This window comes from Methylomonas sp. 2BW1-5-20 (assembly GCF_052474515.1).
In genome coordinates, this window is record NZ_CP184127.1 from 2,943,961 (window position 1) to 2,957,181 (window position 13,221).

General features: G+C 55.4%; 17 protein-coding genes. 5 read left to right on the forward strand and 12 right to left on the reverse strand.

The window, feature by feature from the left end; translation table 11 throughout:
- The first annotated feature begins 40 nt into the window (after positions 1–40).
- Positions 41–547, forward strand: coding sequence for a glutathione peroxidase (locus tag ACH50O_RS13435; protein WP_446808297.1), 507 nt, complete (start codon positions 41–43; stop codon positions 545–547).
- On the opposite strand, the gene ACH50O_RS13440 is transcribed toward ACH50O_RS13435, so the two are convergent.
- From ACH50O_RS13440 to ACH50O_RS13460, 5 genes are all read right to left on the reverse strand, one after another.
- On the reverse strand, positions 537–1,718 hold the full coding sequence (locus ACH50O_RS13440; RefSeq protein WP_446808298.1) for a flagella assembly protein FlgT middle domain-containing protein: 1,182 nt from the start codon (positions 1,716–1,718) through the stop codon (positions 537–539). The genes ACH50O_RS13435 and ACH50O_RS13440 overlap by 11 nt on opposite strands.
- Positions 1,708–2,394: a hypothetical protein gene (locus ACH50O_RS13445; RefSeq protein WP_446808299.1), complete on the reverse strand. Its 687-nt coding sequence runs from the start codon at positions 2,392–2,394 to the stop codon at positions 1,708–1,710. The genes ACH50O_RS13440 and ACH50O_RS13445 overlap by 11 nt, the downstream gene beginning before the upstream one ends.
- Before the next feature lie 123 nt (positions 2,395–2,517).
- Positions 2,518–2,859 carry a ribosome silencing factor gene (gene rsfS / locus ACH50O_RS13450; protein WP_446808300.1) on the reverse strand — a complete coding sequence of 114 codons (342 nt, stop codon included), beginning with the start codon at positions 2,857–2,859 and terminating at the stop codon, positions 2,518–2,520.
- Positions 2,860–3,501 (reverse strand): nicotinate-nucleotide adenylyltransferase, encoded by a 642-nt coding sequence (gene nadD, locus ACH50O_RS13455; RefSeq protein ID WP_446808301.1) that lies wholly within the window; start codon positions 3,499–3,501, stop codon positions 2,860–2,862.
- On the reverse strand, positions 3,501–4,739 hold the full coding sequence (locus tag ACH50O_RS13460; protein ID WP_446812148.1) for a glutamate-5-semialdehyde dehydrogenase: 1,239 nt from the start codon (positions 4,737–4,739) through the stop codon (positions 3,501–3,503). Before ACH50O_RS13460 ends, nadD begins: the two co-directional genes overlap by 1 nt.
- Positions 4,740–4,980: 241 nt before the next feature.
- Between ACH50O_RS13460 and ACH50O_RS13465 the strand changes: the two genes are divergently transcribed.
- Together ACH50O_RS13465 and ACH50O_RS13470 are read left to right on the forward strand one after the other, a co-directional pair.
- On the forward strand, positions 4,981–6,093 hold the full coding sequence (locus ACH50O_RS13465) for an NADH:flavin oxidoreductase/NADH oxidase (RefSeq protein WP_446808302.1): 1,113 nt from the start codon (positions 4,981–4,983) through the stop codon (positions 6,091–6,093).
- A 118-nt stretch (positions 6,094–6,211) separates the two neighbouring features.
- Positions 6,212–7,429, forward strand: coding sequence for an MFS transporter (locus ACH50O_RS13470; RefSeq protein ID WP_446808303.1), 1,218 nt, complete (start codon positions 6,212–6,214; stop codon positions 7,427–7,429).
- Positions 7,430–7,449: 20 nt separating this feature from the next.
- On the opposite strand, the gene ACH50O_RS13475 is transcribed toward ACH50O_RS13470, so the two are convergent.
- The 5 genes from ACH50O_RS13475 to htpX all read right to left on the reverse strand — a co-directional run bounded on the left by ACH50O_RS13475 (position 7,450) and on the right by htpX (position 9,951).
- A complete protein-coding gene (locus ACH50O_RS13475) occupies positions 7,450–7,593 on the reverse strand; it encodes a hypothetical protein (RefSeq protein WP_446808304.1) in 144 nt (47 codons plus the stop codon).
- Positions 7,594–7,789: 196 nt separating this feature from the next.
- Positions 7,790–8,290, reverse strand: coding sequence for a YkgJ family cysteine cluster protein (locus ACH50O_RS13480; protein ID WP_446808305.1), 501 nt, complete (start codon positions 8,288–8,290; stop codon positions 7,790–7,792).
- A gap of 52 nt (positions 8,291–8,342) precedes the next feature.
- Entirely contained in the window at positions 8,343–8,663 is a 321-nt protein-coding gene (locus ACH50O_RS13485; protein WP_446808306.1) for a hypothetical protein, read from the reverse strand.
- Between the two features lie 140 nt (positions 8,664–8,803).
- Complete coding sequence (locus ACH50O_RS13490) at positions 8,804–9,031, reverse strand: DUF2835 domain-containing protein (RefSeq protein ID WP_446808307.1); 228 nt, start codon at positions 9,029–9,031, stop codon at positions 8,804–8,806.
- 44 nt (positions 9,032–9,075) lie between these two features.
- Positions 9,076–9,951 carry a protease HtpX gene (gene htpX, locus ACH50O_RS13495; protein ID WP_446808308.1) on the reverse strand — a complete coding sequence of 292 codons (876 nt, stop codon included), beginning with the start codon at positions 9,949–9,951 and terminating at the stop codon, positions 9,076–9,078.
- A 112-nt stretch (positions 9,952–10,063) separates the two neighbouring features.
- Here htpX and ACH50O_RS13500 point away from each other — a divergent pair, with 112 nt between their 5' ends.
- On the forward strand, positions 10,064–11,173 hold the full coding sequence (locus tag ACH50O_RS13500) for a PQQ-dependent sugar dehydrogenase (RefSeq protein ID WP_446808309.1): 1,110 nt from the start codon (positions 10,064–10,066) through the stop codon (positions 11,171–11,173).
- Positions 11,170–11,790 (forward strand): NUDIX domain-containing protein, encoded by a 621-nt coding sequence (locus ACH50O_RS13505; protein WP_446808310.1) that lies wholly within the window; start codon positions 11,170–11,172, stop codon positions 11,788–11,790. The genes ACH50O_RS13500 and ACH50O_RS13505 overlap by 4 nt, the downstream gene beginning before the upstream one ends.
- A 21-nt stretch (positions 11,791–11,811) precedes the next feature.
- Here the strand turns inward: ACH50O_RS13505 and ACH50O_RS13510 are convergent, their stop codons facing one another.
- Both ACH50O_RS13510 and ACH50O_RS13515 read right to left on the reverse strand, forming a co-directional pair.
- On the reverse strand, positions 11,812–12,129 hold the full coding sequence (locus ACH50O_RS13510) for a hypothetical protein (protein ID WP_446808311.1): 318 nt from the start codon (positions 12,127–12,129) through the stop codon (positions 11,812–11,814).
- A gap of 34 nt (positions 12,130–12,163) precedes the next feature.
- Positions 12,164–13,117, reverse strand: coding sequence for a hypothetical protein (locus tag ACH50O_RS13515; RefSeq protein ID WP_446808312.1), 954 nt, complete (start codon positions 13,115–13,117; stop codon positions 12,164–12,166).
- Positions 13,118–13,221 lie beyond the last annotated feature (104 nt).

Sequence of the window (13,221 nt, forward strand, 5' to 3'; positions counted from 1 at the left end):
CTATGAGCGTTAACTCAGCCCATATCGGATCATCACTTAAATGAATTCCCTATATCAATTCTCGGCCACCGACATTCGGGGCGAAACCATCGCATTGGAAAGCTATCGCGGCAAAGTACTGCTAATCGTCAACACCGCCAGTCAGTGCGGTTTCACGCCGCAATTCCGCGGTTTGGAAGCCTTGTATCAGACCTATAAAAGCCGCGGATTGATAATATTGGGGTTTCCATGCAATCAGTTCGGCCAGCAAGAACCCGGCACCAGCCAAGAAATCGCCAACTTTTGCGAACTCAATTACGGCGTCAGCTTCCCGATGTTCGAAAAAATCGACGTCAATGGCAGTAACGCGCATCCGCTCTTCGAGTATTTGAAAACCGCCGCCCCGGGCATTCTGGGCTTTAACGCGATCAAATGGAATTTCAGCAAATTTCTGGTCGGCCGAGACGGCAAGGTTTTCAAACGTTATGCGCCGATAGACACGCCGGCCGGCATCAGCAAGGACATTGAACGTTTGCTGGAATTGAGCGATGCACCTGTCAAGGCGTAGCGAAGCTTTTCACCCAGTCGCCCGGCTTTACCGCACCGACAACAGCTGTTGAGTCGAGCGAACCGACCGCGGTGGTGGCGCTAACGTCGGTTATCGTCAAGATACCTTGGGAATCGCCCAAACCGGCGCCAGCCGCCGCCCCGGCTGAGGCCGAATAGATCATCAACTTATCGCCCATTTTAATTTTATCCTGGGCGCCGGCGGCAATCACGATCCGATTATTGCCGGCTTGCAATACCCTGGTGGCAAACGGATAACAGCCGAAAAGTTTGTGAATGTCTTCGCTGGCTTGTTGAATAATCCCGCCGATGGCGTGCCCGGCGGGCGTTGAGTTAAAACGGTCGCTACCCACGGTATAACCGTTCGGTAAGGACACGTCGCCGACAATCGAATCGGTATATCGATGTTGAAACAGCAAGGCACCGCTGAAGCCATCGTAAACATACACATCGATCCCAACACTGCGGCGGGCGACGAAATCCCGAACCAAAGCTTTCAAATCCGCCAGCGCCCCGCTACCGCGCACATATTCGGTGGATTCCACGCGAAAATCGCGAATCACGCCGGATAACACAAACTGCGCGTTCTGCTGTTTGGCGATATTCAGAATAACCGATTCGCCGGTGCCCTCGGCAAAGCGCAGCTCCGGCGCCATATCCGGCCGGCTGTACAAGGACGTATTGGTCAGATTACGGCCGATAAAATCGCCGGTTTCCATCAGATGATTATTAATTTCCCTGGGAATACCGCTATATAAATCCTGGCTCTCGGTACCGCTAATTTGCTCGGTATTCATGATCGGAAAGCCGGTGGCGACGATTTTCTTGCGGTACGGCGATCCGCAACGCTGCTTATCGGACAACATTGCCAATACTTGTACGTGGTAGAGATCGGCGTCCTGCCATTCGTCGACCACCTTAATGTCGCTGACCAGCATCGCCGAATTATTGTTGCGCTTAAGTTGCAACGCCGCGTTACTCACCGCCGCGTCGATGGCGGCGCGGCGAGCCTCTTCCATACCGCCGCCGGCGATTGGCGCGCTACCTTGTACGCTAACCTGCCGACCCGCTAACGGCGCAGCACTCTCATCGCTACGGCGGTTATCGTTGCCGGCACCGCACGCAGTGAGCAAAACAATCAACAATCCAGTCAGGCAACCTTTATAGCGCATTTAAAAATCCGTTGATCAACAAGTATTGAAGCACTGTACGCAAACCGGTGTTGGCTGTCCATTCCACATCGTAAAGACCGGCATCCAACAGCACCTCGTCAACCGCACCCGGCTGCTTGGAGAAGCCTTGCACGTAATATTGATCGCTGCAATCCCGAGCGCCGCAGGCGAGATTGGCGGACGTTACTGTCGCGGTTTTATATCCCAGCCGGGTAAATCCCGATTTATTGTCTTCTTGCAGGCATTGCCCCACAAGCAAGGTATCGCCGGACATGCAACGGTAGAAACGGGCGCTGAGATGCAATTCCAAGGTGGTTTTTAAACTATCTCGCACCGTCCGGTAATCGGCCGCATGAGCCTCGCGTAAATAACTATCCAGGTAAATCCGATACGCCTCGTCACGCATCACCTGCGCACCGACCGTGGTTTGATTGCTCAATTTTTCTTGATACAGCAAATCGGCCAAGCCCCGATAAGCATCGAGTTTTGCAGTTTGTTGCGCCTGTAACCAGCGCTGATTCGCCGCTAGTTTGCCGCTATCGTCGAAATGGCTGTATCCCGTGGCACGCAACGTTTTACCGGCAAGCGGCGCTTCGGCGATTTTGCCCCCGACTGAGGCGCAACCGCTTAAGGCTAACAATGCCAATACCCACCAAACAGCTTTGCACGCTTTCATGACCCCTCCTCATGGACTCGTCTAAGTCATCGACTACTTGGGGTTTTTCTTGAGGGCAAATTGCAGAATCCAAGCATCATCCGCAAAAAATTTCTGTCGTTGCGGCCGATGACGCCAGCCATGCTAGCTATGGGTCTTGTCGCCGGCCACGGACCAGAGCTTTTCCAGTTGATACAATTCCCGGGCCTGACCGGTCATCACATGCACAATCACATCGCCCAAATCCAACAGTATCCAGTCGGAACTTTGATCGCCTTCCAATCCCAATGGCTGCTGCCCTTGTTCCTTAACCTTTTCGATGACGTAATCGCACAGCGACTTGGCGTGACGGGACGAAGTGCCGGTGGCGATGACCATGTAATCGGTAATGCTGGTTTTGCCGCGCACATCGATAGTCTTAATGTTTAAGCCTTTGCGGTCGTCGAGTTCGGTTTCGACCAGCTTGAGTAATGCTTCTGTTTGCATTCAATTTCCTGTGTGATGAATGGGGGTTTGATAGAGATGATGCCGCCGAATCAATTCGATGACCCGGTCCGGCAGTAAAAATTGCGGATCGCGTCCGGCCGCCACCAACTCGCGGATGGCGGTAGCCGAAATATCCAGCGCGGTGACTTCTTGAAAAACTAAATACCCGGCTGCCTGCCGGCTTAATTGCGTACGGTCTGCGCGGATACGCTGTTGCAAAAACGCCGACACACCCAATTCGGCATAGCCGGGCCGGGTCATCACCACGACGTGCGCGTAATCGAATAAGCGCTGCCATTGATACCAACGCTCCAAGCCGGCAAAGGCATCGGCGCCGATAAACAGCAGCAAAGGCGTGCCGCCTATTTCGTTGCGCAAGGAATGCAGCGTATCCACCATATAAGATGGGCCCGCCCTATCCAGCTCGCGCCGATCGACGCTAAAGCCATCAGTGCCGGCGACAGCGGCTTCCAGCATGTGCAAACGCAAGTGCGCCGGCACTTCGGGTTCGTCGCGATGCGGCGGCACATGACAGGGAATCAAGCGCAGCTGCTCCAAATCGAACAGCTCTTTCACTTCCAGCGCGGTACGCAAATGGCCGTAATGGACCGGATTAAATGTGCCGCCGTAAACGCCAATCATTATTGGCGGATATGCCCGTCGCCCAACACAATGTATTTCAGCGAGGTCAAACCATGCAAACCAACCGGACCGCGCGCATGCAATTTGTCTGTACTAATCCCAATCTCCGCGCCCAATCCGTATTCAAAGCCGTCGGCAAAACGCGTAGAGGCATTGACCATCACCGAGCTGGAATCCACCTCGCGCAAAAAGCGCCGCGCCAAGGTGTAGTCCTCGGTGACAATGGCCTCGGTATGCGCGGAGCTGTAAGTATTGATGTGCGCTATTGCCTCGTCGATGTCCGCAACGATCTTGATAGCCAAAATCGGCGCCAGATATTCGGTATGCCAGTCTTCTTCGCTGGCGCGTACGGCGTTTTTAATCAAGGAACAGGTTTTCAAACAGCCGCGCAGTTCCACGCTTTTGGCAGCGTATTGTTCGGCCAGAATCGGCAACACCGTGGCGGCAATGCTTTCCGCCACCAACAAGGTTTCCATCGCATTGCAGACGCCGTAGCGATGGGTTTTAGCATTCATCGCTATCGCCACGGCCTTGTCGATATCGGCCTTACCGTCGATGTACACATGACAAATGCCGTCCAGATGTTTGATCACAGGTATTGTCGCTTCGGCGCTGATACGTTCGATCAGGCTTTTGCCGCCGCGCGGCACGATCACGTCTACATAGTCTTTCATGGTAATCAGTTCGCCGACCGCCGCCCTATCGGTGGTTTCCACCACTTGCACCGCTTGCTGCGGCAAACCCGCCTCGGCCAAACCGCTGGCGATGCAGACCGCAATGGCCCGGTTGGAATGAATCGACTCGGAGCCACCGCGCAAAATACAGGCGTTCCCCGATTTCAAGCACAAAGCCGCCGCATCGACGGTAACGTTAGGCCTTGACTCATAAATGATGCCGATCACGCCTAAAGGCACACGCATCTGTCCAACTTGAATCCCGCTGGGCCGATAATTCAGGTTGGTAATTTCCCCGACCGGATCGGGTAGCGCGGCCACTTGCTTCAGACCTTCAATCATCGCCTGAATGCGAGCCGGCGTCAGTTCCAGACGGTCCAAAGAGGCAGCATCCATGCCGTTCTGTTTACCGGCTTCCAAGTCTTTGCGGTTTTCGCCTGCAATCTCGGCACTACCGGCGGCTATCGCTTCGGCGATTTTTAATAAAGCGTCATTTTTCCGCCCGCTCTCGGCCTTGCTGATCTCACGGCCGGCCGCTCTGGCCTGTTGTCCCAATTGCTGCATGTACTGTTTAACGTCCACAATTATCGATCCGATGAATTGGAAAAGCCGGCATTATAGCAAGCCGGGCCCGGTTACAGCGAAAACGGCAACCGCCGCCGCCATTCCAGGCAATTTCAGTCGCCGCCAGCCGCGTTGCCGACAACAACACATCGTGACTACGCTTGCAATTGCCAAGCGCGAATCGACCTCGTAGACTGCGGCCAAACAGTTGCAATATCACCTATTCCAAAAGGACATCAGCATGAGTCAGCTTTTTTCGCCCTTTACAATCGGCTCGATTACGCTAGCCAACCGAATTGTGATCGCGCCCATGTGCCAATATTCGGCTGTCAACGGCGAAGCCGGCGATTGGCATTTAATGCACCTGGGGAATCTGGCGATGTCCGGCGCCGGCCTGTTGATTATCGAAGCCACCGCCGTGGAACCGGAGGGGCGTATCTCCCCCGCCGATCTAGGCCTCTGGTCCGACGCCACCAAAGCCGCCCTGGCCCGCGTTTTAAGCGCGGTGCGAAAATATTCGAAAATACCTATTGCGATTCAACTCGCTCACGCCGGCCGCAAAGCTTCCACCGCCGCACCCTGGGATGGCGGCGGTTTGGTCGATACCGAGCAAGGCGGCTGGCCGACTGTTGCCCCATCGGCTTTGGCCTTTACGCCGGACGACCCGGCGCCAACCGCACTCGATACGGCCGGTTTGCAACGCACCTTGCAGGCTTTTGTGTCTGCGGCGCAGCGCGCATATAAACTGGGCATCGACGCCATCGAGATTCACGCCGCCCACGGCTATTTGCTGCACGAATTTCTCTCGCCCTTATCGAATCAGCGCGACGACGAATACGGCGGCTCACTGGAAAACCGCATGCGTTTCCCGCTGGCGGTATTCGAGGCGATGCGGGCGGCAGTGCCCTCCAAAATGCCGATCGGCGTTCGGATATCCGGGACCGACTGGGTGGACGGCGGCTGGGACTTAGCGCAAAGCGTAACCTTTGCTAAAGCCTTGCAAGCGCGCGGTTGCGCATTTATCCATGTCTCCAGCGGCGGCCTGTCGCCATTACAAAAAATCCCGGTCGGCCCAAATTACCAAGTGCCGCTGGCGGCAAGCATCCGAGCAGAAACCGGCCTGCCCACCATCGCCGTCGGCCTAATTACCGAAGCCGAAGACGCCGAGGCCATCGTCGCAGAAGGCCGGGCCGATATGGTCGGTTTGGCGCGCGGCATTCTGTACGATCCGCGCTGGCCGTGGCATGCCGCCGCCAAGTTGGGCGGGCAAGTGGACGCGCCACCGCAATACTGGCGTTGCCAGCCGCGCGAGCAAAAGGCTTTATTTGGCGACATCCGCTTTCGCCAGCGCTAAACAGATCGCGGCTAAATAATCCGATTCAATTGGCACAAAGCCAAGCGCTCGGCACCCAATAACACCAGAAAACTCGGCCCTCCGGCCAAGAACTGTCGAACTTCGACAATGGATATTCATGCATTTTTTAGGCATTTCAAACCCCGCTTTTCTAAAACTTTTAACTTTTCGCGTACTGATCGTGCTGGCCTATCAAATCGTGGCGATTGTGGTGGGCTGGCATATCTACGAACTAACCCACGACCCGCTGGCGCTGGGCTTGATCGGCCTGGCCGAAGTTATCCCTTATTTTTGCAGCGCACTCTTTGCCGGTTATGCCGTCGATCATTACTCTCGGCGCTGGTTCGCGATTTCAGCCTGTTTATTGTTGGCGCTAAATGCTTTGACGTTGACAGCTGTGGCGGCGCAATGGATTCCGGGCAATCCGGTGTTATTGATATACGCTTCCATTGCCGTGACCGGCGTGGCGCGGGCCTTTATCGGCCCATCGTATAGCGCACTGTTTGCGCTGGTCTTACAACGCGAGAACTATGCGCGGGCAGCTGGCTTAGGCAGTTCGGCGTTTCAGTTCAGCCTGGTGGCCGGCCCGGCAATGGGCGGAATTCTAGTCGGCTGGACCGGCAAGACCGCGGCTTACGGCATCGCCGGCGGCTTGTGCGTGTTGGCGGCGCTGGCTTTACTGTCGTTGCGTATCAAGGAACCGCCAGCGGCGGAAGGCGCGCCGATTTTTACCAGCATTGCCGAAGGCCTGCGCTTTGTATTTAGCAACCAGATTATTCTCGGCGCACAGTCGCTGGATATGTTTGCCGTTTTGTTCGGCGGCGCGGTGGCGATGCTGCCGGCTTTCATTCGCGACATATTTCATTACGGCCCGGAAGGCTTGGGAATTTTACGTGCCGCGCCCGCCATTGGCGCCGTCATCACCGGCTTATTCCTGGCCAGGTATCCGCTTAACAAGCACGCCGGACGCTGGCTATTGATTGCCGTGGCGGGATTTGGCCTGTGCATGATCGGCTTTGCGCTATCCACCAACTTCTGGGTTGCGGGCTTTGCCTTGCTGCTGTCCGGAGCTTGCGATGGGGTGTCGGTAGTGATGCGCACCACCATCATGCAACTGGCCACGCCGGATACCATGCGCGGCCGGGTAGCGGCTATCAACGGTATTTTCATCGGTTCGTCCAACGAACTGGGCGCATTCGAGTCGGGACTCGCGGCGCGCTTGCTCGGCTTGGTGCCTTCAGTACTATTCGGCGGCGGAATGACGCTGTTGGTAGTCGCGGTTACTGCCAAATTGGCACCTAAACTACGCAGACTGGAGCTCGATCAGCTCCAGTGAGTATTGGCTAATACCGGTTCTTACTCGGAGTTTTTTCGCCGCATAATGAAAAAACCCGCACCGACAGTGGCAACCACCAAGGCCAACATCAAAATCGGATGTTGATAAAACATGTCGAAAAACGCCCCAGTGCTTTGCGATGTACCTCGGTAATACGGTCCCATCTTCCCTCCTACATGATTGCTTAAACGCCAATTTACAGCCGATTCGGCTGACCGGACTCAGAAATCTACCGCGGAATTTGGCCTTGTCCAATTTTGCTGGGCGCACAACCCAGAGCGACCGAATGACCTGTTATCGAACTTGAGCAACTATAGACTCACAAATCGTGACAGACGGGTACGGGCCGAGAACATTATTTCACTCACACTCCCGCCATTTTGCAAACCACTCGGGCAATTCGCGGAATTCGCCCAGATCGTTGAGACAACGATCGACAGAATCGTGGTTGCCCCAGACTACCTCGGCCAACGCACCGTCGGCGACGCGGGCTTCGATATCCTTACAATATAGCCCCAGGTCGCGCTGGACATAGAATCCGTAGGTCCGGCAAGCGACCGGGCGATGGGCATAGACCAAGCATGCGCCTTGCGCCCGATCCAACATCGGGCAGACGATGGGACGCGATACCTGGCCGGCCAATGCGGCAATTCCCCGGCCGATTTCCATAAGTTGCTCCGGCGTCAACGCTTCCAACCCCTGTTGCAATAAATCCCATTCCTCGGCAGTGAGCCTGGGCACTTCGGCGAGCCGATGGCAACAACCGTCACAGCCTTGGCGGCATAACCAGTCGGGATTGCTCTCGCGAATGGCGTTGACGCGCGTTTCAATATCGGTGTGGAGTTGGGCGAGGATATTCACTTTTTCGACCTTTTTAGCTGCGCAATGCCGAACCGCTCCGGCAAAACCGATATCAGGCTTCCAATTCGGCCCCGAAGGAGGAGAGACCGGATTCGTCGCCATAGATTAAAGACAAGCCGGACGGTTCTGGAGCATCGATCCGACGCGCTGAATACGCATCTAATAGAGGGAGGATATGTTTTGCCGATCGTGGCGAGGTATAAACCAGATAGCGATCTCCATCGTTGCTCCAGTTTCCAAACATAGCCATGCCGGCGGGTCCGTTTCTAGCCACATAGGCCGCGCGAAATGCACCAAACAGTATGGCCAATTCGCCGGATTCGTATTCCTGGCGAGATAGCGTAATGCGATGCCAGCTTAGGGTGTTTGCCATCTCATTCCATCCGTTCATTGATCCGCATCGTGTTAGTTACATGAGCCGCATGGCTCATGGCATATCGGTGCATAAATCTTAACATGTCTGCGCGACGGACCAATTGGCCTTTTCCGCCGAGCTGGGCGGGACCGAACGGCCTACCCGAGCTTTTTAATGCCGATGAACTTGTTCTGTGCGGTCAGTTCCATTTCAAAATGGCCTTGTATGCCGGCCTTGGTTAAATAGCGCTGAACATTGCCGGCTGGAAACACGATGCGCCGGCCGTCGTCGGCAACAGTGGTCACGGTTTTGGCTACGCCTTGATAGACGGCCAGATATTGGTCGTAACTCAAAGCGAGCTTGAAACGAATGTATTGATTGGCCATAAAAAAGCCGCGCCGGAGGATATCCGGCGCGGCAAAGGAGCGTTTTAACGAGCGTTTTGTAAGGCCGCGATACGTTCTTCCAACGGCGGGTGACTCATGAACAAGCGTTGCACGCCACCGCCGTTAATGCCAAATGCGGCCAACTCGCCAGGCAATTCGGCCGGTTCGTGCGAACGTTGCAAGGCCTGCAACGCGCCTATCATTTTTTGCCGGCCCGCCAGATTGGCACCGCCGGCGTCGGCGCGGAATTCGCGGTAACGCGAGAACCACATCACCAGCATCGAAGCCAAAATCGACAAGGCGATTTGTGCAACCATCTGCGTCACGTAATACGCCGGACCGTAACCGCGTTCGGTTTTAAACACCACCCGGTCCACCACGTAGCCGATAATGGTGGCGAAGAAATAGACGAAGGTATTGACCACCCCCTGCATCAAGGCCATGGTAATCATATCGCCGTTGGCGACGTGACTGATCTCGTGGCCGACGACCGCTTCCACTTCATCCGCGTTCATACTGCGCAGCAGACCGGTACTGACCGCCACCAAGGCATTGTCGCGGCTGGCGCCGGTAGCAAAAGCATTGGCTTCCGGCGCATCGAAAATACCCACTTCCGGCATGCCGATACCGGCTTCGCGGGCTTGGCGTTCCACCACGCCGACCAACCATTGTTCGGTCTGATTTTGCGGACGCTCAATAACATGGACGCCCATCGCGTTTTTAGCCGACCATTTGGACATGAAAAGCGAAATCACCGAACCGGTCATACCGATTACCGCCGACATCGCCAGCAGACCTTCGATGTTCAAATTTACGCCTTGAGCATCCAGCGCGCCTTTCAAGCCTAATACGTTAAATATGATGCTGATCGCGATCATAATGGCCACGTTGGTGGCCAGAAATAGCAATATTCTCATCATGGCGTAACTTTCCTCTGTTGTTATAAAGTGGGTTTAATCTGGGGAGCTGAAAGATTAAATTCAAGGCTATAGAGTGTTAACATCTTTCAAAGTTTACTTGAGGGACAAAAAAATGAAACTAATTAAGTCGCTGTTGATGCTGTTTGCCGTGGCGCCTCCATGCCTGGCGGCCACCCCGGAACATGAGGCGGTGCTAAAGCAACTGCGCCTGCCGCCGGGGTTTAACATCAGAATTTTCGCCGACGATGTCCCGAACGCCCGGCAAATGGCGCTGGGCGACAATGGCGTGGTCTATGTCGGCTCCCGGCAGGGCAGCGTCTATGCCGTGCAAGACAAAGACGGCGATGGCGTCGCCGAACAAAAGTATGTCATTGCCCAACAATTGAATCTGCCGAATGGCGTAGCTTACAAGGATGGCACGCTATATGTCGCGGAAATTCAACGCATCATTCGCTTCGACGACATTGGCCAACGCTTGGCCAACCCGCCCAAGCCGGTCACGGTATACGATCAATTTCCGTCCGACCGCCACCACGGCTGGAAATATCTGCGCTTCGGCCCGGACGGCAAACTGTATACGGCGGTCGGCGCACCTTGTAATGTCTGCGACTCGGATAAGCCTATTTACGGCGCGTTGATTCGTCTGGATCCGGACGGTAGCGATATGGAAATTCTGGCGCGCGGTATCCGCAACACCGTGGGTTTCGATTGGGAAACCCGTAGCGGCCATCTATTTTTCAACGACAACGGCCGCGACTATTTAGGCGATGACGTGCCAGCCGACGAATTGAACGAGTGGAACCAGAAAGGCGAACATTTCGGCTTCCCTTACTGCCACGCCGGCACCATCCCCGACCCCGAGCTTGCCGGAGACAAGCAATGCTACAAATTCAAGGCACCCGCCTGGAAATATAAAGCCCACATCGCTCCGCTGGGTATGCGTTTTTACACCGGCAAACAATTCCCGGACACCTATTTCCGGCAACTATTCGTAGCCCAGCATGGTTCCTGGAATCGCACCGTACCGCAAGGCTATCAGGTTAATGTGGTTAAATTCCGCGAAGGCCAAGCCTACAACGAACAACCCTTCATTAACGGCTGGCTGACTGCGCAAGGCACCGTCTTAGGCCGCCCGAACGACATCCTGCAAATGCCGGACGACAGCCTGTTAATCAGCGACGACAGCTTGGGCGTGATCTATCGGGTGAGCTACGGACGATGACCGACAAGCACTTTCAAATCCTGGATACCCAAACCCTGTACGAGGGTTTTTTCCGGCTGGAACAATACACTCTGAAACACACCCTGTTCGCCGGCGGCTGGAGCCAGCCTTTAAAACGGGAACTGTTCCGCCGCGGCAACTGCGTGGCCGTATTGCTGTACGATCCCGACCGCGATGACGTGGTATTGATCGAGCAATTTCGGGTCGGTGCGGTCTTGCAGCCGGAACGGGCTTGGTTGCTGGAAATTGTGGCCGGCGCCATAGAAGAAGGCGAAACCGCCGAAGAAGTCGCGTATCGCGAAGCCCGCGAAGAAGCCGGCTGCGAAATCCGGGAGCTGAGAGAAATCATGCAATTCTTCACCACCCCCGGCGGCTCTTCGGAATGGATCACGCTATTCTGCGGCATGGTCGATAGCAGCCAAGTCGGCGGCATTCACGGACTGGACGAAGAAGACGAAGACATCCGCGTCAGTACCCTAAAATTCGACGAGGTGTTTCAATTGCTGGAAGCCGGCAAAATTGAATCCGGGATTCCGATCATCGCCATTCAGTGGCTATACATTCATCGCGAGAAATTGCGGCGGCAATGGCAGGCAAAAGCCGGAGCGACCGCCTAAGGCATCATCTGAACGGAAACTCTACCTCATTTGCAAGGAGCCGGCCCGCTGCAGCCACTTACCGGCTTTTTCATTCAACCAGGCTTGGGCAAACTCATCTTTTTTGATCAGCATATCCAAAAATGCGCTGGAGACGCTGGCGATTGCCGCGACCTGTTTGTAACCCAGGTTGGGATCTAAATGTTCGGACTTGCCGAACATGCCGCCGCCCGGACCGCCGCCGTTCATGCCACGGCGCCCGCCACCATGACCGCCGGGCTCCATGCCGCCTATGCCGGCATCTCCCCGCCTCGATCCGCTCAACCCAAAACGGCCGCCCATTTCGTTACCTGCAAACAAACGGTGTCCGGCACCGCGCATTAACAATAAATATTTACCGGCCAGGCGCTTGCTCCCATAACGCAACTCTGACCGAAGCCGAGCTAATCGCGTACGGATCGTTATCCTCGCTGCCGGTAATCGCCAACAACGGTAAATCCAATTTCTGAAACCGCGTACGCACATTGCCTTCCGCCAAATCCAGCGATGGACTCAACACAATCGCCGCAGCCGGTTTAAGCTCGTCGCTGTGCGGCAATCCGGTGCCGAAATTCTCGCCCAAGGCCGCAGTCACCGTTTGCGCCCCTAAATCATAGCCGGCCAAAATCACTTTGGACAAATCGGCGGCGGCATACAAGGGTTGCCGCAAATCGTTACGGGTTTTTAATTGGCGATAAGTCCAATACAGCTGTTCCAGCCGGGTTTTGAGATTTTCTGGGGCAAAGTACTGATGCCCGACAAAACGCAATTCGCTTTCGCGGGCGGTCCGCGAAGGTCGCTTCCGCTTCTCGGTGAACCAGCCGCCGCGCTCTTCTTCCGGACGCGGCTCCATATTCTCGTCCGCCATATCCATGTTTTCGTCATTCGGCAATTCATGCGGATCGTCGAATTTGCGCTCCGCTTCCAAGGCTTTGAGCGCCAAACTGATCTCTACCGGCTGCATACTAAACACCACATAACCCGCCTTGGCCCAAGTCTCCCGCCATAGCCGGCCCCCGCCGGCGTTTTCGCCCAAACTGGGCAGATATATAATCAAGGGATAATTACCCGGCGCGGTAGGCGCGATAATTTCCACTTCCAGCTCGGTTTGCTGATAGGTCCAGATATCGCGGTTGCTGTCGATTGCAAAACTGCGCGCCGTTTTATAGCCGCCGTTGCTCAGCGCTTCCGCCAGTTTTTCCTGTTGCTCCTCCTGACTGGGCAAGGTCGGCCGCGAGGAACATGCCGGGAAGCATAGCAATACCCAACAACAAATCAGCAAACGAGAGAACGTAAAGCAACTGGGCATGGTTTTGCGGCTCCGGCAAAGGTCAGAGGTATGGTCGACGAAGCCATTATCGCCGACACACCGGTAAATCTGGGCAAAGGAATTGTAAAAACGGGTAAACGCCG